The organism is Rhodococcus sp. B7740 (assembly GCF_000954115.1).
Lineage (GTDB): Bacteria > Actinomycetota > Actinomycetes > Mycobacteriales > Mycobacteriaceae > Rhodococcoides.
In genome coordinates this window covers 3,157,034-3,180,629 of the sequence record NZ_CP010797.1, presented here as the reverse complement: position 1 = coordinate 3,180,629, position 23,596 = coordinate 3,157,034, and the positions used below count along the sequence as shown (strand labels likewise).

General features: G+C 63.8%; 22 protein-coding genes. 6 read left to right on the top strand and 16 right to left on the bottom strand.

The annotated features are described in order from the left end of the window. Positions 1–119 precede the first annotated feature (119 nt). Entirely contained in the window at positions 120–1,880 is a 1,761-nt protein-coding gene (locus NY08_RS14695; protein ID WP_045197140.1) for a 2-isopropylmalate synthase, read from the top strand. On the opposite strand, the gene NY08_RS14690 is transcribed toward NY08_RS14695, so the two are convergent. Then, positions 1,877–2,320 (bottom strand): VOC family protein, encoded by a 444-nt coding sequence (locus tag NY08_RS14690; RefSeq protein ID WP_045197138.1) that lies wholly within the window; start codon positions 2,318–2,320, stop codon positions 1,877–1,879. The two genes, NY08_RS14695 and NY08_RS14690, sit on opposite strands and share 4 nt — an antisense overlap. 125 nt (positions 2,321–2,445) lie before the next feature. Between NY08_RS14690 and NY08_RS14685 the strand changes: the two genes are divergently transcribed. Continuing rightward, the gene (locus NY08_RS14685) at positions 2,446–2,853 is read left to right on the top strand and encodes a hypothetical protein (RefSeq protein WP_032396566.1); all 408 of its coding nucleotides are present in this window, start codon (positions 2,446–2,448) and stop codon (positions 2,851–2,853) included. Between the two features lie 2 nt (positions 2,854–2,855). Here NY08_RS14685 and NY08_RS14680 read toward each other — a convergent pair whose 3' ends face one another. From NY08_RS14680 to NY08_RS14660, 5 genes are all read right to left on the bottom strand, one after another. Then, positions 2,856–3,653, bottom strand: coding sequence for a hypothetical protein (locus NY08_RS14680; protein WP_052683823.1), 798 nt, complete (start codon positions 3,651–3,653; stop codon positions 2,856–2,858). A 74-nt stretch (positions 3,654–3,727) separates the two neighbouring features. Beyond that, positions 3,728–4,012, bottom strand: a complete 285-nt coding sequence (locus NY08_RS14675) for a hypothetical protein (RefSeq protein WP_082073817.1) — start codon at positions 4,010–4,012, stop codon at positions 3,728–3,730. Positions 4,013–4,086: 74 nt separating this feature from the next. After that, positions 4,087–5,241 (bottom strand): FAD-dependent oxidoreductase, encoded by a 1,155-nt coding sequence (locus NY08_RS14670; protein ID WP_045197132.1) that lies wholly within the window; start codon positions 5,239–5,241, stop codon positions 4,087–4,089. 92 nt (positions 5,242–5,333) lie between these two features. After that, positions 5,334–5,996: a TetR/AcrR family transcriptional regulator gene (locus NY08_RS14665; RefSeq protein WP_045200476.1), complete on the bottom strand. Its 663-nt coding sequence runs from the start codon at positions 5,994–5,996 to the stop codon at positions 5,334–5,336. Between the two features lie 72 nt (positions 5,997–6,068). Next, a complete protein-coding gene (locus tag NY08_RS14660; RefSeq protein ID WP_235386913.1) occupies positions 6,069–7,415 on the bottom strand; it encodes a 2-hydroxycarboxylate transporter family protein in 1,347 nt (448 codons plus the stop codon). A 168-nt stretch (positions 7,416–7,583) separates the two neighbouring features. Here NY08_RS14660 and NY08_RS14655 point away from each other — a divergent pair, with 168 nt between their 5' ends. Genes NY08_RS14655 through NY08_RS14645 form a run of 3 tightly spaced genes read left to right on the top strand, consistent with a single transcriptional unit; the run spans position 7,584 to position 10,421 of the window. Then, positions 7,584–8,828, top strand: coding sequence for a CaiB/BaiF CoA transferase family protein (locus NY08_RS14655; RefSeq protein WP_045197130.1), 1,245 nt, complete (start codon positions 7,584–7,586; stop codon positions 8,826–8,828). Next, entirely contained in the window at positions 8,828–9,772 is a 945-nt protein-coding gene (locus NY08_RS14650) for a pyruvate carboxyltransferase (RefSeq protein WP_052683822.1), read from the top strand. The genes NY08_RS14655 and NY08_RS14650 overlap by 1 nt, the downstream gene beginning before the upstream one ends. A gap of 28 nt (positions 9,773–9,800) precedes the next feature. After that, complete coding sequence (locus tag NY08_RS14645) at positions 9,801–10,421, top strand: GntR family transcriptional regulator (RefSeq protein ID WP_045197128.1); 621 nt, start codon at positions 9,801–9,803, stop codon at positions 10,419–10,421. A gap of 7 nt (positions 10,422–10,428) precedes the next feature. On the opposite strand, the gene NY08_RS14640 is transcribed toward NY08_RS14645, so the two are convergent. From NY08_RS14640 to NY08_RS14595, 10 genes are all read right to left on the bottom strand, one after another. Continuing rightward, entirely contained in the window at positions 10,429–11,463 is a 1,035-nt protein-coding gene (locus NY08_RS14640) for a hypothetical protein (protein WP_235386912.1), read from the bottom strand. Between the two features lies 1 nt (position 11,464). Further along, positions 11,465–12,574, bottom strand: a complete 1,110-nt coding sequence (locus NY08_RS14635; protein WP_045197125.1) for a glycosyltransferase — start codon at positions 12,572–12,574, stop codon at positions 11,465–11,467. Continuing rightward, complete coding sequence (locus NY08_RS14630; RefSeq protein ID WP_045197122.1) at positions 12,571–13,731, bottom strand: lipopolysaccharide biosynthesis protein; 1,161 nt, start codon at positions 13,729–13,731, stop codon at positions 12,571–12,573. Before NY08_RS14630 ends, NY08_RS14635 begins: the two co-directional genes overlap by 4 nt. A 30-nt stretch (positions 13,732–13,761) precedes the next feature. Further along, positions 13,762–14,829 (bottom strand): glycosyltransferase, encoded by a 1,068-nt coding sequence (locus NY08_RS14625; protein ID WP_045197121.1) that lies wholly within the window; start codon positions 14,827–14,829, stop codon positions 13,762–13,764. After that, positions 14,829–15,446, bottom strand: a complete 618-nt coding sequence (locus tag NY08_RS14620) for an acyltransferase (protein WP_032396559.1) — start codon at positions 15,444–15,446, stop codon at positions 14,829–14,831. Before NY08_RS14620 ends, NY08_RS14625 begins: the two co-directional genes overlap by 1 nt. Then, positions 15,443–16,417, bottom strand: a complete 975-nt coding sequence (locus NY08_RS14615) for a GDP-mannose 4,6-dehydratase (protein ID WP_045197120.1) — start codon at positions 16,415–16,417, stop codon at positions 15,443–15,445. The genes NY08_RS14620 and NY08_RS14615 overlap by 4 nt, the downstream gene beginning before the upstream one ends. Next, complete coding sequence (locus NY08_RS14610) at positions 16,414–17,409, bottom strand: GDP-mannose 4,6-dehydratase (RefSeq protein ID WP_045197119.1); 996 nt, start codon at positions 17,407–17,409, stop codon at positions 16,414–16,416. The genes NY08_RS14615 and NY08_RS14610 overlap by 4 nt, the downstream gene beginning before the upstream one ends. Continuing rightward, positions 17,406–18,539 carry a glycosyltransferase gene (locus NY08_RS14605; protein ID WP_045197118.1) on the bottom strand — a complete coding sequence of 378 codons (1,134 nt, stop codon included), beginning with the start codon at positions 18,537–18,539 and terminating at the stop codon, positions 17,406–17,408. The genes NY08_RS14610 and NY08_RS14605 overlap by 4 nt, the downstream gene beginning before the upstream one ends. A gap of 427 nt (positions 18,540–18,966) precedes the next feature. Continuing rightward, positions 18,967–20,460 carry a cellulase family glycosylhydrolase gene (locus tag NY08_RS14600; RefSeq protein WP_235386911.1) on the bottom strand — a complete coding sequence of 498 codons (1,494 nt, stop codon included), beginning with the start codon at positions 20,458–20,460 and terminating at the stop codon, positions 18,967–18,969. Positions 20,461–20,598: 138 nt separating this feature from the next. After that, positions 20,599–22,020, bottom strand: coding sequence for an O-antigen ligase domain-containing protein (locus tag NY08_RS14595; protein WP_235386910.1), 1,422 nt, complete (start codon positions 22,018–22,020; stop codon positions 20,599–20,601). A gap of 110 nt (positions 22,021–22,130) precedes the next feature. Between NY08_RS14595 and NY08_RS14590 the strand changes: the two genes are divergently transcribed. Continuing rightward, on the top strand, positions 22,131–23,591 hold the full coding sequence (locus NY08_RS14590) for a polysaccharide biosynthesis tyrosine autokinase (RefSeq protein ID WP_045197117.1): 1,461 nt from the start codon (positions 22,131–22,133) through the stop codon (positions 23,589–23,591). Positions 23,592–23,596 lie beyond the last annotated feature (5 nt).

The window sequence follows — 23,596 nt, the reverse complement described above, 5'->3', positions numbered from 1 at the left end:
CATTCACGGGCCTTCTCCTTATCGGCCACAACGGGGCATAGCCAGGACCGGCAACCCCGTCGTGGAGCCCGATGCCTGCCGGTTCGCCTCACCGTCCGATCAGAACAGGTACCTCCACCATGTCTGCATTTCCCACCCTGTCCACTCCCGCTGGTCCCGTCCCCTCCGGTGCGCCCACCTGGAATCGGCAGCGGCGCTCCCAGATGCCGTCACATCGTTACCGTGATGTCTACTCGAAGGTCGACATTCCGCTGACGGAACGTCAATGGCCGGACCGACGGCTGACCGAGGCACCGCTGTGGGTACCTGTCGATCTCCGCGACGGTAACCAAGCGCTTCCCGAGCCGATGGATCCTGCCCGCAAGAAGCAGTTCTTCGAGTTGATGGTTGCCATGGGCTACAAGGAAATCGAAGTCGGCTATCCGTCGGCCTCGCAAACCGATTTCGATTTCGTGCGACTGCTTGACCACACCGACCTTGCACCGGACGACGTCACCGTGGTGGTCTTCACCCCGGCTCGACGTGACCTGATCGAGCGAACGGTGGAGTCGATTCGCGGCATCACCAACGACGTGGTGATCCACATGTACACCGCCACTGCTCCGACGTGGCGTGAGGTGGTACTCGGCCGCGAGGCCAACGAGCTTCGCTCACTGATACTTTCGGGCGCGGCCGACGTTCTCGAACTTGCCGGCGACCTGCCCAACGTGCGGTTCGAATTCTCACCCGAGGTCTTCAATCTCACCGAACCCGACTATGTTCTCGACGTCTGCGATGCAGTCACGACTGCGTGGGACGCTACGCAGCAGCGGCCGGTCATCCTGAATTTGCCTGCCACCGTGGAAGTGGCGACACCGAATGTCTATGCAGACCAGATCGAGTACATGAACAACAACCTTGCGCGTCGAGACAGCGTGATCCTCTCGGTCCATCCGCACAACGACCGCGGCACGGGCATTGCCTGCGCCGAGCTGGCAGTTCTGGCCGGTGCGCAACGAGTGGAGGGTTGTGTGTTCGGCAACGGCGAACGCACCGGAAACGTCGATATCGCCACTCTCGCACTCAATTTGCATGCACAGGGTATCGATCCCATGATCGACTTCTCCGACATCGGCCAGATTCGCCGCACCGTCGAATACTGCAACCAACTCGAGATCCATCCTCGGCACCCGTATGTGGGCGATCTGGTGCACACCGCCTTCAGTGGTACGCACCAGGACGCCATCAAGAAGGGTTTCGCCGAGCACCGCACGCGAGCGGTGAGCGAAGGTCGCTCCGAAGACGAGATCGAATGGCGGGTGCCGTATCTGCCGATCGACCCCAACGACATCGGTCGCTCGTACGACGCTGTCATTCGAGTGAACTCGCAATCGGGCAAGGGAGGAATCGCCTACCTTCTGGAAACCGGCTACGGCATCGAACTCCCGCGTCGCCTTCAGATCGACCTCGCCCGGCACGTGCAGAACCGCACCGATTCGATCGGTACCGAACTGTCGGCCGAGCAGCTCTGGGACATCTTCAGGGCGGAGTACATCGATATCGACGACGCCGATGTGACGCTGATCGGCTTCGACTCTCACGATGACAACGGTTCCGCCGACACCTGCGTCACACTGAAGATCGACGGGACGTCCTACAGCACGTCACACGGGGGCGTCGGGCCGGTCGAGGCACTCGTCGACGCGTTGGCCGCGCATGGCCGTCACGTGGAGATTCTCGGCCTGACCCAGACCAGTGTGCGGGCCGGCAACGACAGCGATGCCGTCACGATGCTCGAATATCGCACTGCCGCAGGCTCCGAGTGGGCGGCCGGTATCGATCGCTCCGTTCTGTCTGCCACCCTCGACGCGGTTGTTCGAGCCGCCAACGCGGTGACCTAGCTTTCGGGAGTCGAAAGCGATTGGGCGAACATCAGAAGAATGCCGCTCGGCCCGCGGAGGTAGGTGAGCTTGTAGACGCCCTCGTAATCGGCCACGCCTCGCAGGGGTAAGTAACCGTGGCGAGCTGCAATCGCCAGAGCGGCGTCGATGTCGTCGACCGAGAACGCGATGCGGTGCATGCCGATCTCGTTGGGCAGCGTCGGCGTCGTCTCGATGGCATCGGGGTGGATGTACTCGAAAAGCTCGATACGGCCGAGGCCGTCCGGGGTTTGCAACACTGCGATCTTGGCGTGGTTGCCGTCGAGGCCGACGGCGATGTCCGCCCACTCACCGCTGACCGTGTCGCGGCCGAGGACCGTGAGGCCGAGCTCGGTGAAGAAGTCGATCGTGGCTTCGATGTCGCGGACGGCGATGCCGACGTTTTCGAGCTTGATGCTCATACGCTGAGTCTCGCATAGTGCTTTCTCGGATAGAACAAGACCGAGCGGCCTCCTTCTGGCAGGATCAACAGCTACGCCGGGGTGCGGCGGCCACGACCGAAGGACGACCAACTCATGACGCCACCGTGAACAAGCTCTCGACGGTGGCATTGCTGATCGTGCTCGGTGCAGCCGGGATGTTCAACGGACTGTCCCTGACCTCCGACCCCAGTGGGCGGTCGCTCGGGTTAGACGTCGGAATGCTCCCTTCGTGGCACACCTGGGACTACCGCGTATCCGGGTTGTTCGTGCTGTTCTTTCTCGGTCTCGGGCCGTTGATCTGCGTGGCCGCGGTGCTCGTCGATGCGTCCGAAGCGGCGGTGTACGTCGCGTGTGTGGGACTGGTGACCATCGGGTGGGTGGTGTGGCAGCTCGTCGTACTCGACATCTACGCGCCCCTCGCCCACATTCCCCTCACGCTGTTGGGAGTCGCGTTGATCGTCCTCGCACTCGGCCAATTCCGTGCACGTGCCCGCGATCGCAGCCGGCAATAGAGTCAGAGACCGACCGCGCCGAGCAGGGCTGCGCTGGGATCGACGACGGCAACGACGGCCGCGACGAACAGCAGCGCCATCGCGATCGTCATCACCGCGCCGAGCGATCCGAGGATGACGAACATTCGACGGTGAGCACCGTCCGACGATCCGTAGCGTCGGAAGGCGATCACGGCTCCGGTACCGACGACCGCGATCACCACTGCGGTAGCGACGATCACCGCCCAGTTGTAGTGCTCGACCTGTGTGAGCAACTCGAGCAGAGGCGGCCTGGTGTCTCCACTCTGCACGCCGTTCTCGATCAGAGACTGCGCCGCTCGCCCGTCCGCATTGTCAGCGGAGAGCATCGGAAGCAGGGCGACCACGGGTGCGACCGTCGACTGGATGTTGAGCACAGCCACGAACACCGAAAACAACGACAGCACAGTCGTAGTGGCCGCAGCGACCACGTAACCTACGCCTGCCGTCAGAGATCGCCGCCACAGAGTCGCCGCGAGCAGACCCAGAACCACGGTCAGCAGCACCGAGATGACGATCTTGATCGCGTGCCACTCGAACCAGTAGTCCACCATCTCCGCCAAGCCGGGAGGGTAGGTGCGGACGCCGTTACCCCAGTACTCGACCACGCCGCGGCCGAGCAACTCACCCATGACGGATGGATCCTGGAACTGCGGATAGCGTCCGCGCAGCAACGCAGCTGGGCCGAGTACGAACGCGGCCACCAACGCCGCCCCGCCGCATGCCAATACGACGATCGACCAGCGACTTCGGGTGACGAGCACACTCATCGGACGACTCACGGGGAAGAGTCAATCACCGGGTACTCGACTGCGCATCCGTCTACAGGACTACATCTGACCGACGACGTACCAGCTCAGGAGTCGACGCCCGGTCGCCGGCCGCGACGGACTCTGGCAACAGTCACCCCAGCCAGGATCACCCCGGCCACAGTGAGGAAGTCGGATTCGGTCAACCCTCTGTCCGAGTCGACCACGTACAACACCGCGCCTTCGATGGGGGCGTTGAAGAACAACCACAGGATGGAGGCAACAACCAGCGATATCGCTGCGGGCCACGAGGGCTTGGCGAGACTCCATGCGGCAGAGGCGAACACTGCGTTCATCAGAACGAGGGCATGGAACGGATCGGTAGTCGGCACCGGTACATCATGACCGACATGGAGGCGGTTGGGTCCCACCCTCGCACTCGACATCGCGGCGGACAGCGAATGTGCTACTGCGCGAGGCGATCACCGGAGCTGCCGGTGGTGACGCCGGTGATCAGGTCGATCAGCCCGAACGGTGATCGTTCCCCGAGACACAGGTCGAGCGTTTCGTGTGCCTGGACGGCCACCGCTTCACTTCGGGTGAACATGGCCTTCTCGAAGACCGACAGAGCTGTGTCGAGGTCGCCGCGGTGATCGGCGATCGCGCGAGCGAGTTCGGCACCGTCGAACATCGCCAGATTCGCGCCGTCGCCGGATGGCGGCATCAGGTGCGCGGCGTCGCCCAGGAGTGTCACTCCCGATGTGTGATCCCAGTGGTGGTCGTTGGGCAGCGTGAAGATCCTGCGGGGAACCAGCGCGGTCTCCCCGTCGGTGATCAACGCCGTCAATTCCGTTGCCCACCCGTCGAACTCGGCTGCGATCGTTGCTTTGGCGGAAGCGGCGTCGGAGAAATCGATCGAGTCGATCCACTCGGGGCTGCGGTTGAGCTGAACGTAGGTGTGCAGGATGCCGCCGACCTCTCGGTGCACGGTGATTCCCTTACCCGGGCTGAGGGCGAACATTGCGCCACCACCGACTGCCCGGGCGGTGGCGGGGTGACGCGCATCGACGTCGTGCAGGTAGGTCTCGATGAAGACCGTGCCCACATATTCGGGCACGGCGGCGGAGAGCAGAGATCGGACTCGTGACCACGCGCCGTCGGCGCCGACGAGCAGATCACTGACCGTGGTGGTTCCGTTCTCGAACTCGATGTCGTGTTGCCCATTGCCCAGCGGGCGCGCGGAGGCGAGCTTGTGGCCCCACTGAACGGTGTCGGCGGGCAGTGAGTCGAGCAGAATGCGTCGCAGGTCGCCGCGCAGCACCTCCGGTCGACCTCCGGTGCCGTCGTCGGATTCGTCGAACAGAGCCTCGCCGTTCGGGCGTAGTACGCGAGTCGCTTCGCCTCCCTCGTGAATGATGGCCCGAAACTGCTCTGTCAGCCCGGCTGCGGCCAGGGCGACTTGCCCGTCGTGCTCGTGGATGTCGAGCTGCCCGCCCTGGGTGCGCACGTCAGGCGTGGCGTCGGCCTCGTACACCGTGGCGGCGATTCCGTGCACGTGCAGTACTCGTGCCAGCACCAGGCCGCCGAGGCCTGCACCGATGATCGAGATGGATGAACCCATGACTGTCTCCGCTCGTTGTTGGAACGCCGTTCCAACCAAGAATGGAACACTGTTCCAAGCCTGTCAAGCGGGGGTGTCGGCTGGCGGTCGGTTCAACCTCGGTCGATGCCGGCCAGGATGATGTCGACTCCGGCCCGGAACTGCTCGCGGTCGTCGTGGCTTGCGAACTGCGACGCGATCCGAGTCAGGAACGGATAGTCGCCGGTGTCCGTCACTGCTGTGCGCGTGGAGTCGAGAAATGCCGCACGGTCCGTCACCGTGGTGGCCAGTTCCCTCCCGGCATCGCGCTGACTCGCAACCCCGATAGCGTGGTACAGAAGGACGGATGCGGCGTCGAACTGCGCATCCTGCGGAACTCCGCGTGTGTTGAGTTCGGTTCCGATGCGGTCGAACAGATGCAGGATGGCCGGCTGCCACGGAGCTGCGGCGAGTTGCGTTGCCACCCATGGGCGAGTGGTGATCACGTCGAACACTCTCATCATCAGGCCGCGAACATCATGTTCTGCCGCACCGTTCTCGGACGATGATTCGAGGGCCGATGCCATGACGGTTTCGGCCGCTGCCGCCAGCAGATCGTCTCTGTTGCCGAGGTGGTGGTACAGCGCTCCGGGGCCTGTCGACAAACGTGCGGCCAGAGTGCGGAACGTCAACGCGTCGGTTCCGCCCTCATCGAGCATCTCGATCGCCACCGTCACGATGCGCTCTTTCGACAGAGCATCCGAACGTCGCGCTGATGTCGGCTTCGTGTTCGTCATGGCCAGATCCTGCCACAACTGGAACGTTGTTCCATACCGCTCGGCTTCGGCGGGTGGGTGCCAGGTCGCGCGTCACAGCACGAGAGGCCCCAGGATCGACAGAGTCAACACCACCAGTCCGCCACCGATGCGTGACGAGATGGACAGGAAGGGAAGCAGTTCCAGTCGATTCGCGGCACCCAGTACGGCCAGGTCGCCGCTCGAGCCGAAGTCGGCCAGACCGAGTCCGCCCGAGATTGCCGATTCGATGAAGTGCAGATGTACCAGCCATCCCACGAATCCGGCGGCGAACAGGGCGACGAAAACGACTGCGATGGTGGAGAACATGTACACGGGATCGTTGAGCAGGGTCAGCACCTGCTTGAAGTCGATCGCCACGATGCTCACTGCCACCAGGATGGCCGGGATGAAGGCGCTTGCGACGAGTTTGTACCAGATGTCCGCACCCTGAACCAGGAAGTCCGGGATGGGCAGGAAGATCTTCGCGATGGCGCACAACACGATCAGGAAGACGTAGCTGTGGATCGAGGGGAGGTAGAACGACATGGCGTCGGCGATCATGAACAGCATTCCGGCAGTGAACAATCCGATGATGGAGCTGCGAACGGCGTCTGCCGAGGACACTGCTCTGCCCACCGGCACGATCATCTTCGACTTCGTGACGGCAAGTTCGCCGTTGCCGTTGAAGCGGGGGAACAGGTTCGGCTTTCGCCTGCCGAGCCACGCCAGCGCACCCGCCACGACGATGCAGACGGTGTTGGCCACGACGACTGCGGGCACGAGCATCGACAGGTAGTCGGTCGAGGCTCCGCCGGTGTTCTGCGCGATGATCTCGGAGATCGGAATGGCCCCTGCCGCAACGCCTCCACCGAGAACGGGCCCGACGACGTAGAACAACATCTTGCCGAGTCCGTATCCGGTGAGATACCCGATGAATCCGAACAGAGCGAAACACACCGCGATGGTGGCCACGATCGGCACGATGATGCGCGAACCCGCCTTGATCAGCAGAGAGCGGTCCATTCCGAGGATGCTGCCGACTATCAATGCGGCGACGACGAATTCACCGAACGCCGACAGGGTGTAGAAGTCGTCGATCGCCGTAGCGGTGCGCTCGGGCATCAGGTTGTAGCTGAACAGCACGGCCGGAACCAGGATGGCGAGGATGACGCCACCGCCGATGCGGTTGAACCACGGGATCGCGTTACCCATCACCATCAGCAGGCCGCCGAGGGCCATCGTGGTGGCGAAGCCCGCCGTCATTCCCTTCGCGGGGGTGAACAGGTACGCCAGCACGACGATCGCCACCGCCATGGGTACGAACCAGCGCATCGGCAAACCGAGGGTCGAATTCATGTCCGACGCGCGTTCACCGTCCTGGGTGTCGACTTCGGATTCGGTCGGGCGGGTTGACGTCAACGAACTCTCCTGAAATCTCGATGCGCGATGAGGGGATCGGGCTGCCGCAACGGTATGTGTTGCGGATCACTACGTCAACCTGATTGTATGCAAAACAACACCGATTGCTGGTAGAACTGGGCCAGAGACTGGAACTACACATTGATTGCATGCAATAGAGGAGAAGCTGTGACTGTCGACGATCGAGCCACGGATGAGACGAGTACACCTCGGCCGGCGTCAACCGGCCCCCTCGAGGGCCTGCGCGTCATCGAGATGGGTCAGCTGATCGCCGGGCCGTTCTGCGGGCAGATTCTCGGCGATCTCGGTGCCGAGGTGATCAAGCTCGAGCAGCCGGGAACCGGAGACCCATTGCGTGAATGGGGTCGGACGCGTCCGCAGGGCGAATCGCTGTGGTGGTCGGTCGTCGGTCGCAACAAGAAATCGGTGACGGTCGACCTGCGCACCCCCGAGGGGCAGGGCATCGCGCGGACGTTGATCTCGCGGTCCGACATCGTCGTCGAGAATTTTCGCCCGGGAACCCTGGAGCGGTGGGGGATGGACTACGACACGCTCTCGGCCGACAACCCGGGTCTGGTGCTGGCTCGGGTCTCGGGATTCGGTCAGAGCGGCCCGTACTCCTCGCGCGCAGGCTACGGCTCCATCGGTGAGGCAATGGGTGGACTGCGCTACGTGGTGGGAGATCCCTCGACGCCGCCGTCACGGGTCGGAATCTCGATCGGTGACACCCTGGCTGCGGTGTTCGCCGCCATCGGGACACTCGGTGCGGTGTACGAACGAACCCGCAGTGGCCGTGGACAAGTGGTGGATTCGGCCATCTACGAGGCCGTACTCGGCATCATGGAATCGATTGTGCCGGAGTGGGTCATCTCGGGCTATCAGCGCGAACGCAGCGGTGCCATTCTGCCGAATGTCGCGCCCAGCAACGTCTACCCCACCGCGGACGGCGGATGGGTCCTGATCGCAGCCAACCAGAACACGGTGTTCGCGCGTCTCGCCGAGGCGATGGGTATGCCGGAGTTGGCCACCGACCCGCAGTTCAGCACGCACGGTGCGCGTGGCGAGCGGCAGGAACAGCTCGACGCGATGGTCGGGAAGTTCACCATCGAGCACGATGCGCGTGCACTCGAAGAGCTACTGCTCGCGCATTCGGTTCCGGTCGGCAAGATCTACCGACCCGAGGACATGTTGGGCGACGAGCAGTTCATCGCCCGCAAATCCATCATCACCACCCCGCATCCGACCCTGGGCGAGGTGCCGATGCAGAACACGTTCCCCCGGCTCAGTCGTACCGACGGGTCGGTGCGCTGGCCCGGCCCGAAGCTCAGCGAGCACACCGACGAGATCCTCAGCACCGTCGGCGAATTCACGCGCGAAGCCATCGACGGCTTCCGTGCCGCGGGGACCATCTGATGGTGTTCGACGGGTTGCCCACGGGCGCGAGATTGGTCGAGGTCGGCCTTCGAGACGGTCTGCAGGCGGTATCGCAGTTCGTGGACACCGACCACAAACTCGAGCTGCTGCACGGAATCGTCGATTCCGGTGTGACGACCGTCGAGATCACGTCCTTCGCGCACCCGAAAGTGTTGCCGCAGTTCAGCGATGCCGAACGCATCATCGAGCAGGCACCGCGACGAGACGGCGTCTACTACAAGGCGCTGGTACCCAATGTTCGGGGCGCACAACGGGCTTGCGATACCCAGATCGAGGAGATCGTTGCGATCATCCCGGTCGATCGCGAGATGGCCGCGAAGAACCAGAATTCGACGCCCGAGCAGTTGCTGCACGATTTCACTGCGATCGTCGACCAGGGTCATCGCTCGGGAAAGAAAGTCAGCGCGGCGGTGGCGACCGCCTTCTTCGCTCCGTGCCGCGGCGCGGTCGACGCTGCCCAACTCGATGCGGTGATCGAGCGCGTGGTCGATGCCGGAGCGGACTCCTTGTACCTGGCGGGCACGAGCGGGGTGGAAACTCCCAACGAGTTCTACGACGGTGTTCGACGCGTCAAGGGCCGTCACCCCGGGATCCCGGTGGGGGTTCATCTGCACAACCGCAACGGCTTCGGCACCGTCAACGCGTTGGCGAGCCTGTCCGCGGGAGCCGATTGGATCGAGGCGTCCTTCGGGGGCCTCGGCGGAGACATGTGGTTTCCCGGCGACCCGTCCGTTCTCGGCAACGCCCCCATGGAGGACGTGGTGGCGCTGTTGGATTCGCTCGGGATCGAGACGGGCATCGACCTCGATGCCTATCTGGCAATGGTGCGGGCCGGTGAGAGGTTCACCGGAACGCCGTCGTACTCGTTCGTCTCCCGAGGTGGCACCAGGCAACAGCTCGCTGATGCACAATGGCCCGTGTGAGAACACCTCCGACGGCCGGGCACACACAGTGTCCGAGCTGAGCGACAAGATCCTGGACCTGCTCGTCTCGGGTCTCTACAGCCCGGGCGAGAAGCTGAACGAGGCCGAACTCGCCGGGCGGCTCGGCGTCAGCCGGACTCCGGTGCGTGAAGCGCTTCTCACTCTGGCCACCACGGGCGTGGTCACGGTGGAGAAGAACAAGGGGGCCAGGGTCACGGAGTTCACCCGCGAGACGGTCGAGGCGATCTACTCGTCCCGGTCGCTCCTGGAACCGCACGCCGCCAAGCTTGCCACGGGCCATTTCTCGGTCGAGGAGCTGGCGGAGCTACGTCGTACGGCGCAGCGGATGCACGACATCGTCGTCGAGGCCGAGGACCTGCCGGAGATCGCGCGTCTGAACAACGCCTTCCACACTGCCGTGCTGTCGAAGTGCCCGAACGCGCGAATGGCGGAGATGGCCATCGCGTTGCTGAAACCTCTTGTTGCAGCACGAACTTTTCGAAAGTACAACGCCAAGGAGATCTCGCGCAGCGCAGCACATCACCTCGAGATCGTCGACGCGTTGGAATGCGAGGACGCCGAGTGGGTGGAGGCCATCATGCGTGCACACATTCGAGCCGGCTGTCACAGCGCGACCGCAGAAGACTGATCTTCCGCTACGAACCCCGCACCACGTCGTAGGCCGGCTTGGCGCTGAAGTCGCTGCGCAGCAGTCCGTAGTTCTGTTCGGTGTCGGCGAGGTTGGTTCCCGAGTCCCGCAGGGAGTGCACGAACACCGGGCCGACGTAGGGGAGCGACGACGCCTTGGCCAGGCTCGAGCCGATGATGGCGGCCTGCAGATCCTCGGGAACAGCTCCCGCGCCGGTGCCGGTGGGTGCGCCGAGCTCGGTGATCCAGATCTTCTTGCCGCCGTCTCCGTTGGCCGCCATCGTGCCGTAGGCCTGATCCACCTGTGCCCATTGGCCGTTGGGGTCGTTCTCGACGGTGAAGGGGAAGGTGTAGGGGTGCATGGCGACGGCGTCCATGAAGCCGGCTGCTCCGGCGGCGTACATCTGCTGCAGGAAGGTCACCGGCGCGACGGTCCAGGCTCCGGCGTTGATGGTGGTCGCCAGTCCGGCGCTCAGCACGGTGGCTCCGGCGTCGGCGTTGTGGATTGCGGGGTAGGCCGCGCGCAGCATGTTCGTGTAGCGGACTGCATCGACGGGTGCGAAGAAGGTGGGGATGTTGGGCTCGTTCCACACCTCGTAGTGGTCCACGCGATCACCGAGGTGCGCAGCGGCTGCGCCGGCGAATGCGCCGAAGGTGTTGGGATCGAGCGGAACTGCGCCGGGCAGTGGTGAGGCGATGCCGCCCTGCGCCCATCCGGGGGTTCCGCCCAGCACGGCCAGTACCGAATAGCCCTGCGCTCTCGCGGCATTGATCACGCGATCGGTGTTGCCCCAGTCGAAGACTCCAGGGGCCGACTCGATCGCGGCCCAGTTCACGACCACCCGCACCCACGAGGCACCGATGTCGCGTCCGGCACCGAGTTCGTTGTTCAGCGTGGCGTCGTCGAGCGTCAGAAACGGTGCGCCACCGGTGAAGCCCAGGTCGGCCGGGGCCGCGTGCGCGACGGGCGAGGAGAGTCCGACAGCGATCGCGGCGGCTGCGGCAACGGTGAGCAGGCGTGAGCGGAAGGTCATGGCGGTCATCCTAAGTGCTCGTCAACGGGGCGCTGATCAGTGCTTCGACGGTCGAATGGGGCACACGGTCGTTCCACCGCGCGGTGTTCAGCTCGTAGATTCGCTCCCCTGCTTTGACGGCGGCGGTGCGGTCGAGCAGGTAGCGGCGGCATTCGGCGACGAACTGCTCCTTGTCGTCGAACGTGGGCAGCTCGAAGATCGAATCCAGTGATCCGACGGCCGCCGAGGTACCGACGACGGGGAGTCCCTTGCTGGCTGCGTCGAGGATCTTGACGCGCACGCCGCCGCCGGTGGCGACCGGGGCGATCAGTGCCCGGCAGGTGCCGAGGAATTCCTGCAGATCGTCGACGAAGCCGAGATCGCGAACGCCGGCGGGGTAGACGGGATCCTTGGCACCGGGAGCCTTGGCGCCGATGATGCACAGTTCGGCACCCTCGATTCCCGCCGAGATCGCAGGCCAGTACTCGAGCGCGATCTTGAAGGCCTCCTGGTTCGGTGGCCAATCGCGAGTCCCCATGAACACCAGGCGCTTCGCGGTCTGGGACAGGTCGAGTTGCGGTGCTGGTTCGAGGGTGAGGTCGATCCACCGAGCGTCGCGGACTCCGTTGTCTCGGTACATCTGGGCCTCGTCGGCGTCGTAGGTCCCGACGGCATGGGCCGCGCGGGCGACGCGGATCTCGTCCCGCAGGATGCGGGGTGCCTCGATACGGCCGATCAGTCCACGGGTCACCTTCCACACCTGCGATTCGGTGTTGACGGTGTTGATCGCGAACGGTGACCCCAACTTGGCCGAGCGGAGGAACGATTCGGCCATGTAACTGTGTTCGGCCACATACACATCGGAGGTGGATGTGTCGATGGCGTCGCGGAAGGCGTCGACGTCGTAGCGTCCGTGTACCACCGAGCGCGTCGGCCGCACCGACTTCAGGAGCAGAGCGACGTCGACGGTCGGCTTGGGGACACGCACCACGTCGGGGACGACGTCGGTCTCCTTGGACAGGCAGATCGATCGCACCTCGAACGCCTCACGGGCGAGCTGCATCATCAGACGGGACAGTGCGATGTCGCCGCCGTGTTCGGTGACGGGGTCCTTGGACAGCAGGAACGTCGCGCGTCTCATTGCGGCACCTCTTCTTTCACCGATTTGTCTTTCACCGCAGTGCGGTACAGGGCGCGCATGAACCAGACGAGCAGTACGGCGTCGGTGATCACCGAGGCGACGGCTGCGCCGACGGCACCGAACGGGAACAGACACAGGACGAGGACCATTTTCAGCGGTGCCAGGGTTGCGGCCGCCAGCACTCGCGTGCGGTCGCGGTGCTGGAGGTAGAGCACGGTGGTGAACACGTGATTCATCACCCGCATCACCACGAACAGCGACATCACCACCAGGGCACCCGCGATCTGATCCGACGCGGGCGTGAAGAAGAGCAGGAGGCCGGCCACCAGCAGCAGTGAGCCCGCTGCGGTGCCGAGAGCCGCGGTGTGCTTCAAGGCCGGTCCGGCGCTCACGAGTCCGTCTGCTGCACGCAGCTTTTCGTGGAATGTGTTGCCGAAGGCCTGTCCGATGAAGGCCACCGCCCAGGCGGTCACCGCGGCAACGGAGTAGTAGCCGGCGATGGTGGAATCGGTGAGGAAGCCGAGCAGCAGCACGTCGCCTTGGATGTAGACCGCGTTGGCGAGGTTCTCCGAGAACAGCATCGACATCTCGCGCCACGAGCCGGGAACGCGCGGCGCGGCGACCCGGGCCTGCAGGGCTGCGAGCAGTGCGATCACGAAATACGGTGCGGCGTAGAGCAGGCTGGCGACTGTCAACGTGGGGTCGGGAACGGCGAACAAGTACGCCGTCGCCAGCGCGATGGACGTTGCCTGCCTCGTGGTGTCCAGTCGTTGTGTGAGGTCGGGACGGCCGTCGCGCAGTGCCCTGCTCTTGTATGCGTTGAAGACCAGCTCACCACCGCCGATGACGAGGGCGAACCAGGCGATGTAACTGACCTGTACCAGACACAGCCCAGCGACGACGAGCACGGCACCGACGAGTACGCGGGTAGTGCGCTCGCCCAGGAAATCGCGTTCGGTCACGCGAATCGAGCGCACGGTGAACGGATGATCCAGTGGCGCAGCCAGAATCGCGGCGAGGGCGAAGGCCATCGCGTACTGGCCGTAATCGCTGATCCCCAGCTTGGCGATCAGCGCGACGGTCCACAGCAGGCCGATGCCGCGGCCGCCGTAGGTCCACAGGGCCGCGATCCCGGCCTTGATCAGGTTGCCGTTCATTCGCACCACCGCATCATCGAAACCACCGCATCATTTGGACCACACAGCCACGAAGTTCTGAGCCACCATGTCGGGGGAGTTGGCGCGCCGCAGAGTCTCCACTTCTCGGCGCAGCCTCGTCAGTGCCGCCCGGTCGGTGACCAGGGCTGCGGTGGCGTCGGCGATCTCGTTCGTTCCTCCCGCGACGACCAGTGCACCGCCGTCGGTTTCGGACAGTGCGCCTTCCTGAAGGCACACCACCGGGGTCTGATAAGCGATGGCGCGACTGACCGAACCGGAGGCGGGGAAGGCGTCACCGTAGATGGATCGTTTGCCGTAGGGCACCACGAGTGCACGGATGGAATCGAAGAAGGCGTCCTCGTCCGGTCCGTTGACCTCACCGAGGATCTCGACGCCGTCGACGGGGTCGAGTAGTTCGGTTCCGCGGCCGGCGATGCGAATGGCGATGTCGTTCGGCACACGATCGCGGAGCTGCTGGAGCTGGTCGAATCCTTTTCCGCGGTAGACGAATCCGAACAGGCCGACGGCCAGGGGGCGATCCTCGGCGGGGGTGATGTCGGGGCGCTCGGGAACGAAGTGCATCACGGCCTCGGCCGTCACTTCGGGGTAGCTGCGCTCGAGGGAGTCGGCACCGGAACGGGTGAGCGCGAACAGCGTCCGGCTGCCCACCACGGAGCGTTCGAGGCGACGCCAGGCCGCTCGAAGTGGGTAGTGCAGGCCGTGATTGAGGACCTTCTTTCCCGCGAGGAACTTGGTGCGGGCGGGCCACCAGACGATTCCGGGTGGGTCGTGCACCGTCGCGGTCACCATCGGGTTCCCGGTGAGCCGAGCTGTGGCCCAGAACGGCATCACCGAGCCGCCGCTGAGTTCGCAGTGAACGATGACACGGCCCGGATCGGCGTCGACGAGCTCCTGAATCGCTTTGCGGTGTCGCACGATATCGCGCACCGAGTGAGATCCGGGTCCGTCGTGGCGGTACTCGATCACCTCGGCGAAGTGTGGCCGCACGGCGTCGGCGAAGTCGTCGGCGTAGTCGCCCACGCCGCCGACCCCGGATCGGGGGGCGACGTAGACGAGTCGGCAGTCACGCAGGATCATCAGTAGAACAGCGGCCGATACTTGGGGCGGTAGGCCAGTGCCTTCGGGTCACGCATCGCTCGCACCTTCGCGGGCACTCCGGCAACCACTTCGAGTTCGCCGACGTCTCCGCGCACCATCGAGCAACCACCGACGACGGCGCCGCGACCGAGGGTCACCCCGCTGAGAAGGGTACTGCGGCTGGCGATCCAGACGTAGTCATTGATGACGCAGGGTTCGAGGATCGGAGTGAATTCCGGTGAGTTGTGATCGTGGTAGCCGGCGATGATGTGTGTATCGCTGGCGATGACGACGTTGCTGCCGATCGTGATTCCGCCGCGGGCGTCGAGCATGCAGCGGAAACCGATGGAGCAGGCGTCGCCGATGGTCAGGCCCTCGGGGTCGAGGACGGTGGTGCCGCGGAAGATCGAGACGTCCTTGCCGATCGTCGCCCCGAACGCACGCAGGAAGTTCTGCCGAATCCAGTGCGACGGGATGAAGGTGACGATCATGTTGAAGCCGAGGGTGCCGATGCGGTTGCGCAGCTTCCGCTTGAACGTGATGTCCTGCATCTTGTAGTTCGACACGTCGTAGATCTCGGGCTCCGCTTCGCCCACAGGCCGTTCCACCGCTGTCATGCTGCCATCTCCTCGGTCATGTCGAATTGGACCATCGCGTCGACGATCTGGTCGAAATCCTTCGTCGGTGCCCAGCCCAACAGATCACGGGCTTTGGCGGCGTCACCGACCATTCTTGCCGAGTCGGCGGGCCTGAGCATCTCGGAATCGCTGCGCACGTAGTCACGCCAGTTCTCGATACCTACGGCTGCGAAGGCGGCGGCCACGAAGTCGGCGACACTGTGAGCCTGTCCGGTGGCGACCACGAAGTCGTCACCCTTTCCGTACTCGGCCATCGCCACCATCGCGTCCACGTAGTCCGGAGCCCAGCCCCAATCGCGTACCGCCGTGAGGTTGCCTAGTTCGAGCGTGCTCTGGTTCCCTCGCGAAATAGCGACGGCGGCCTTGCTGATCTTCCGAGTGACGAAGGATTCCGGTCGCCGCGGTGACTCGTGGTTGTAGAGAATGGCATTGGTGGCTTCGAGTCCTCGTGATCGATAGACATCGACCATGTGGTGACTGAGCGCCTTCGATGCACCGTAGGGCGACGTGGGTGCAATTCGAGTCGCCTCGCTCTGCAGCGAGACGCCGGATCCGGCGAAGATCTCGGCACTGGATGCGTTGATCATCACGATCCGCTTTCCCGACGCCTCCTGGTGGGTGAAGCAGGCATCGAGCAGTGCTGCTGCAGAGACGCCGTTGACCCTGGTGGTCAGTACCGGGTCGTTCCACGACCGCCACACCGAGGAGATCCCGGCGAGGTGAAAGACGTAGTCGGGGTCTGTTTCGGTGACCAATTCCTGTGCGGCTCGGTGGTCGCTCAGGTTGGTCTCGTGCTGTTCGATGAGGGGGTTCACCGAGTGGTGGGTCCCGCCAGGCTTGGCGACGCCGTGCACTGTCCAGCCGCGGCCGAGCAGAAGTTCGGCGAGGTAGCTGCCGTCCTGGCCCGCCACTCCGGTGATCAGAGCGGTCGGGAGGGGCCCGGTGTTCACGCGATCTTGACGGTGTCGGGGGACTGTTCGGCGAGGTCGTTGTGCACCATCATGGCCACCAGTTCGGGGAAGGCCACCTTGGGCTTCCAGCCCAGAGCTGCCTGCGCTTTCGATGAATCGCCGACGAGAAGATCGACCTCGGCGGGCCGGAAGAAGCGGGGATCGACCGTGACGTAGGGCTCCCAGTCGTCGATGTCGACTGCGGCGAACGCGTGGTCGAGGAGTTCACGAATCGAGTGGGTCTCACCGGTGGAGATCACGTAGTCGTCGGCCTGGTCCTGTTGCAGCATCAGGTACATGGCTTCGACGTAGTCGCCGGCGAAGCCCCAGTCGCGCTTGGCGTCGAGATTGCCGAGCGAGAGCTCGCTCTGCAGCCCCAGTGCGATGCGCGCGACGGCCTGGGACACCTTGCGTGTGACGAATTCCGGTCCACGACGGGGTGATTCGTGGTTGAACAGAATTCCGGAGCTGGCGTGCATGCCGTAGGACTCGCGGTAGTTGATGGTCATGTAGTGGCCGTAGACCTTGGCGACGCCGTACGGCGAGCGTGGCCAGAGCAGTGTTTCCTCGCGCTGCGGTACTTCCTGCACCTTGCCGAACATCTCCGAGCTCGAGGCCTGGTAGAAGCGAACCTGCTTGCCTGCTACCTGCTCGTAGAGCCGGGTGGATTCGAGCATGTTCAGCACTCCGCCGCCGGTGACGTCGGTGGTGAGGCGCGCGTTCTCCCACGAGTACGCCACGAAGGAGACGGCTCCGAGGTTGTAGACCTCGTCGGGATCGGCCACGGCGAAAGCGCGCATCAGCGCGGAGAGGTCGAGAAGGTCACCGTGCAGAATTTCGACTTGGGGCAGTACTCGTTCCAGCATCGGGGCTTTCGGATTGTTCTGTCCCCGTAGCAGACCGAACACCTTGTAGCCCTTGCTCAGTAGCAGTTCGGCAAGGTACAGGCCGTCCTGCCCGGTGATGCCGGTGATCAGTGCGCGCTTGGTCATCGCGACGCCGTCCTCTCCATATGTCCTGCATGAATGTCTGTCACTGCGGCGTCCAACTCGGCTGCGAAGCGTTCTTCGCTGAACTGCTCCATGTGGTTCTGGATCTTCGACGGCTCCCAGTGCGTGCGTTCCAGGGCGTCGATCGCGTTGGAGATCGAATCCGGCTGGGGCTCATCGAAGTACACTCCGGTCACGCCCTCGTCGACGGTGTCGAGGAAGCCGCCCCAGCGCAACACTGCGCTGGGCTTGCCGTGATGACCCGCTTCGATGGGGGTCAATCCGTAATCTTCATAGCTCGCGGCGATCAAACCGTTACAGCCCTGGTAGAGCCAGGTCATCTGTCCCGAGGTCAGGTCACTGAGCATGAGGACGTTGTCGGACTTGAGCTTTCGCAGTCGATCGGCCTCCGGGCCGCGTCCGACGACGATCAGCTTGCGATCGGTGTCGGCGAAGGCCGCCATCACCTTGTCGACGTTCTTGTACGGAAGCAGGCGGGAGATGCACAGGTAGTAGCCGTCTGCGCCCAGCCACGCGGCGGCGTCGGGTATCGATTCGGCCGGCGCTGTCTCGACGGTGAACGGTGCGGGTACGACGGTCGACGAGATGCCGTACGCGTCGCTGATGCGCTGTTGCACCACCGTGGAGATGGCGAGGTAACGGTCTGCCGAGAGGGCCGCCCGTCGATCCCACTGGCGAAGCGGGTACGAAAGCGTCTTGAGGGCAACACGTTTGACGGGGCTGCGACTTTCCCCCAGGTACATCTGCGATTCGTACAACCAACGCGCAGGTGAATAGCAGTAGACGAGTTTGCGTCCCGAGGTGTGAAAGCCGTGTGCCCAACCGCTGGTACTGGTGAGCACCACGTCGGCATCGATCTCGATCGAGGAGGATGCGAAGGGCAGCAACGGAAGCGCGGCACGGTGGTTCTTGCGTAGGAAACCGATTCGGTTCAAGGACGACGGGCGTACGTCGAGATCGGAGAACTCCGGGAACGTCGTCGACGGCTCGAAGAGCGTGGTGTAGATGGGTGCGTCGGGGAAGGCGCGGGCCATGGCCAGGACGACCTTCTCGGCACCACCGCGCTGGGTGAGGTAGTCGTGCGCAATGGCCACGCGGAGGCGGTCGGTCATGCTGCCGCCGCGTCATGGAGCAGTGAACCCGGCTGCAACACAGAAACATCGGTCTTCATGAGCTACCCATCGTGTCGGTCCGTACTCGAATGGAGCTGGGGCTTCCCGCACGCCGAATAGCGCCCCGTAGTGCGCCGATGCACAACAAGAGCGTCGAATATCTGGCGTCCCCCGACGAGACGTGCGAACACTGGACATAATCCTGCCACGAAGAGTCATTCGTTCGCTGTATATGAATATCCGTTTCGGGGACAAATAGATAGCGCTAAGTGAGGTGGTTCACAAGGCAAAATAGATTTACAGAGAACGGAAACCGCGCCTTTGCGCAGAGTTAACGTGGCCGCAACGAAGTCACCGAGAAATGGCAGCACGGATCGAAAGAAAAGGTCCGCGCGGTTTGTGAATTATCGATCAGATGTGTGTGAATTCAACGAGTGACGGTGGTGCCGACCCACGGTGCCCACGTGATCGCGCCGTACTGGAACGTCACCCGCACGCCGCCGCCGTACTGCGGCACCTCGTCACTGGTTGCCGGCCCCAGAGTGGGATCCCAGGCGCTGAAGATGCCACCACCGATGTTGTGGGTGCCGCCGATGGCGGTGGAGAACACCCTGAGGCCGTAAGGGCTGTCGAAGTCCTGGTAGGTGCCGTTGAACGGCGTGGTGGGCAAGAAGCCCGTGTAGCGCACCGCTTCTGCGACCGCGCGGGGAACTCCGACGAATCCGTTGGGCATCTCGTACACGACGGCATCCTGGCGGTACTGCGCCCAGGTGTCTCGGACGGGGAACACCGGCCCCAGAACGGCACCGAAGTTGTTGGGTGCTGCGGCGAAGCGGTTGTACTCGGCTGTCCGTGGAATGTTGTTCTGCAACAGACTCATCAGTGCCCACAAGGCAGGCTTGGCCGACCAATCGGTGCGCAACAGTCCGAAGGTCATCTCCGGGTCGTTGCTGCCGGTCTGCTTGTCACGGAGCTGATAGAGGAAGATCGGGCCGGTGTAGGGCAGTTCGCGCCACTTGGTGACGAAGTCCGTGATCATCGCGCTCTGCTGGTCCTCGGACGCCACCGATGTCGGCACGCCGTACTCGGTGGCCCAGATCTTCTTGCTGCCGTCGCCGTTGGCGACCATGGCCGTCCGCATGTCCATGACCTGCCGGGCCGGTGAGTGGTCGACGTACGGTCCTTCGGAGAACTTCAGGGAGTACTGGTACGGATGGTAGGAGAGGGCGTCGAAATACCCTGCGGCACCGGCAGCGTACATCTGGTTGGTGAAATCGACGGGGTTGATGATTCCCCATGCCTGTTCGGCCGCGCCCAGGACGCCACCGACGACGGTGGCGGCCGAGTCGGCTGCTTTGATCTTGGGATACGCGGCCTTGAGCAGCGCGGTGTAGCCGGCGGGGTCGGGTTCCGGTGCGTAGAACATCGCCCCGTTGGGCTCGTTCCAGATCTCGTAGTCGGCCACCTTGCCCTTGTATCGAGCCGCGACTTGTCCGGCGAAGGTGCCGAATGCTGCAGGCGATGCCGGTCGGGTGTTGATGGGTTGGTTCACGGGCGAGGTCGCCCAGGCCGGGGTGTAGGCGATGATGCCGAGCATGGAGATGTTCGCTGCGCGAAGCTTGTTCACGACCCGGTCGACGGGCGCCCAGTTCAGTTGATTCTGGGTGGGTTCGACGGTCGACCACGGGATGGCGATGCGCATCGACTTCACGCCCATGGCGGTCACGAACTGCACGGTCGTATCGAGTTCGGCGTCGGTGGCCCAGAGCAGTCCGCCGCCGTCGGAGAGTCCGACACCGGGCGGGTTCGGGGCCGCCTCGGCACGTGATTGGGAGCCGACGAGGTGGTCGGGTGAAAGGAGAACGGACGTCGTTCCGAAAGCGAGCCCGACAGCGACGACCACTACCGTTGTCGCTGACATTATTGTGCGAAAGCCACCGCGAAAGTGAACCATCATCATTCTCTCCACCAGGGGGTCCGTACCAATCGACGGGCCGGTGCGGTGAATCATTGCACTACGAACGCAGCTTTGTACAAATCACAAGAATTGGCGCGATTTTTATGAAACTGCTGGTCGAGTACTGTCCGGTAAAAGCAAGCTTTTCGTTTTGGAACTCTCGGAGTTCTCGCCGTCGAGATCGGTTTCGGACGCCTTTTCCCATGCGTGGACGAGAAAGGCGTACATGACCGAAAACGCCATCGTCGTGGCCGGGATGGTGACGACAGGGAAGTCGAGCTGCAGTGCCACGACGGAGAAGCCGATCATTCCGCCGCCGTAGAACCCGTACTCCCACTGCCGAGCGCGGAGCAGTTTGTACCCCACTATCGCGATGACGACGAGTATCGCGACGAAGGCGATTCCGGCGACGAGACCCCCGCGGTAGATGGTCAGCAGGGGAGTGTTGGCAACGTAGTTGACCTCGAAAGCGACCGTGGGGTCTTTGAATTCTGCACGGCCCCAGCCGAGTCCGAACATCCAGTGGCCTTGCATGTGACCGGGGAATTCCACGAGTGCATCACCGCGTGCACTCGAGCCCGCGTCTTCGTTGCCGAAGGAGGAGAAGACGCGATTGCGGACGGTGGGTACGGCGATGGCACCGACGAAGGCGGCCGCGAACGCGCCGACGATGGCGAGGCGTTCGCGGGTGCGTAGCTGTTGGAACACCAGCATCAACACCACACCGAACACCACCGAGAACAGTGCGGCCCGCGAGAGCGTCAACACGATCGACAGGAACAGCAGGGCCGCAAGGGCTGTGCGCACGTAGCCGCGCAAGAGCAGCACGCACAGCATCAGTGCCAGCACGAATCCGATTCCGGCTGCGTTGGGATCGACGTACGTGCCTGCCAATCGGACGGTTGCGGCTCCGGTGCTGCTGTAGACGAAGCGAGTGCTTTCCTCCTCGCTGCCGTAGCCGAATATCGACAGATAGCGGATGAGTTTCCCGGCGGGGTCGACGGCGAAGATCACCAGGGCGAAAGCGGCTGCGGCCGAGGCTGCGTAGACGTAGATGCGCCCGAACAATGCCAATTCGTCACGCTGCATTCTCAACAGGCAGACGACTACGAGTGTGGAAACGAGCCATTGACCGAATTCGACGTAGTCGACCAGAGCGCCACTCGTCGCGAATATCGACAACGCGGACGCAGCGATGAGCGCAATCATGGGCAGTTCCGGCCATGTGATGCGGCTCACGGCTGTGCGGTGGATCACAGTGGCGAGAACGACCGCGATACCCAACGCGAAAACCAACGGAGCGTGAACACCGGGTACGTATCCGAACGGCAACGCACCGAGTGAAAATGCAAGAGCGCGAGATAGATACAGCGGATGACGTAGGCCGATGTACGCTCCCACAGTCAGCACGACGAGGGCGAACGCCCCCAATTTCGCTGGAGTTCCGCCGACGATCATGGCGAATGTAACGAAAACGGGAACGATCACGATGGCTGCCGCACCGGCTCGTTGCGTGATGCTCATAGGCTCTGATGTTGTCACGCTTTCATGCACTCGCAACATCTACGCCGTGCCGAATCGTTCGCTGCGCTTTATTCTTTCCCCTTGACCGATGTCATTCGATAGGAGCACTCGTGGAGATTCGAGAGTACGGGCGAATTCTTCGCGCGGGTTGGTGGATCGTTGCGCTCGCGACGGTCATCGGCATCGCCGGAGGCTGGGCCTACACGTTCTTCACGACGCCGCAGTATCAGGCGTGCGCCCGTCTGTTCGTCACCACGGAGGGTGGCAGCTCGGTCGGTGAGGCGTACCAGAACAACCTGTTCTCACAGGAACGCGTGACGTCCTACGCCGGATTGGCAACCAGCACACAGGTTGCGCAACGCGCGATCGATCAGTTGCAGCTGCAGATGTCCCCGGACGAATTACGTTCGCGTGTCACTGCGACCCCCATCGAGAAGACGGTGCTGCTCGATCTCTGCGCCACCGATCCCGATCCCGCCGTCGCTCAGGTGTTGACCAACGCAGTGGCCGGTCAGCTGACCCAGTTGGTACAGGAACTGGAAACCTCTCAGCGCGGCGGCAGCCCAGCAGCCGGCGCCACCGTCGTCGATCAGGGTGATGTACCGACCTCGCCGATCGGCATGGGCTTGACCACTGTCCTCGGCCTCGGCGCTGCCATCGGCTTCGTGCTCGGCATCGCACTCGCGTTGCTTCGCGGTCTTCTGGATCGTTCGATTCGGGACAGGCCGCGCGCAGAGGAGATTTCGGGTCGCGTCGTCCTCGGCGGCCTCCCGATCGACGCGACGCGACCCAAGGCCGCCGTGGCATCGATGCAGAAGATGGGCGAGCCACTCCGCGCTCTGCGCACCAACATTCGCTTTCTCGGCGGGGGCACTCCTCCTCGCGTCATCACCGTCACCAGTGCGGCGGCGGGCGAAGGACGCACCAGCACCGCCATCGACCTCTCGGCCGTTCTCGCCGAAGCAGGGCACCGGGTGCTTCTCGTCGGCGGCGATCTTCGCAGCGCAACCCTGGGCACCCGGCTGGGAATCGATCAGAGCAGCGGCCTGTCGACGGTGCTCTCGGGCGAGCACAGCATCGAGGATGCCATCCAGGACGATGTGTTCGGCGGTGTCTCGGTGCTGCCCTCGGGTCCGGTGCCGCCGAATCCGAGCGAGTTGCTCGGGTCGGACCGCGCTCAGGAGCTACTCGAGTCGCTCCGCGGCGAGTACCGCTACGTCATCGTCGATACCCCACCTCTGCTCCAGGTCACCGACGGCGCGATCCTCACCGCATTGTCCGACGGCGCACTGGTTCTCGCGCGCACCGGCCGCACGACGCGTGAGAAGCTGAGGCGTGCGATCAAGGTGCTCGACGGAGTCGGGGCCACCGTGCTCGGCGTCGTGACCACCTTCGAGCCCGCAGCCCGACGCCTCCTCGGTGGCAGCGCGACGCCTACCGAGAGTGCCGCCGAAACTCCCGCTTCCGCAGAACCGTTCACTGCACCGTCCTCGGCACCTGCCCATTCCACATCGGTCAGGCCGAAGCCGGCGCAGAGCGATACCGCGACCTCCTCGGCGAGCAGAGGATAGTTTCG

Bases quoted from the DNA above. Each gene is read 5' to 3' on its own strand.
- NY08_RS14625 (WP_045197121.1), bottom strand. From the start codon at position 14,829: ATGATCCTGCGTGACTGCCGACTCGTCTACGTCGCCCCCCGATCCGGG.
- NY08_RS14670 (WP_045197132.1), bottom strand. From the start codon at position 5,241: ATGGGTTCATCCATCTCGATCATCGGTGCAGGCCTCGGCGGCCTGGTG.
- NY08_RS14630 (WP_045197122.1), bottom strand. From the start codon at position 13,731: ATGAACGGCAACCTGATCAAGGCCGGGATCGCGGCCCTGTGGACCTAC.
- NY08_RS14690 (WP_045197138.1), bottom strand. From the start codon at position 2,320: ATGAGCATCAAGCTCGAAAACGTCGGCATCGCCGTCCGCGACATCGAA.
- NY08_RS14610 (WP_045197119.1), bottom strand. From the start codon at position 17,409: ATGACCAAGCGCGCACTGATCACCGGCATCACCGGGCAGGACGGCCTG.
- NY08_RS14640 (WP_235386912.1), bottom strand. From the start codon at position 11,463: ATGACCGCCATGACCTTCCGCTCACGCCTGCTCACCGTTGCCGCAGCC.
- NY08_RS14650 (WP_052683822.1), top strand. From the start codon at position 8,828: ATGGTGTTCGACGGGTTGCCCACGGGCGCGAGATTGGTCGAGGTCGGC.
- NY08_RS14665 (WP_045200476.1), bottom strand. From the start codon at position 5,996: ATGACGAACACGAAGCCGACATCAGCGCGACGTTCGGATGCTCTGTCG.
- NY08_RS14620 (WP_032396559.1), bottom strand. From the start codon at position 15,446: ATGACAGCGGTGGAACGGCCTGTGGGCGAAGCGGAGCCCGAGATCTAC.
- NY08_RS14695 (WP_045197140.1), top strand. From the start codon at position 120: ATGTCTGCATTTCCCACCCTGTCCACTCCCGCTGGTCCCGTCCCCTCC.
- NY08_RS14635 (WP_045197125.1), bottom strand. From the start codon at position 12,574: ATGAGACGCGCGACGTTCCTGCTGTCCAAGGACCCCGTCACCGAACAC.
- NY08_RS14600 (WP_235386911.1), bottom strand. From the start codon at position 20,460: ATGTCAGCGACAACGGTAGTGGTCGTCGCTGTCGGGCTCGCTTTCGGA.
- NY08_RS14595 (WP_235386910.1), bottom strand. From the start codon at position 22,020: ATGAGCATCACGCAACGAGCCGGTGCGGCAGCCATCGTGATCGTTCCC.
- NY08_RS14605 (WP_045197118.1), bottom strand. From the start codon at position 18,539: ATGACCGACCGCCTCCGCGTGGCCATTGCGCACGACTACCTCACCCAG.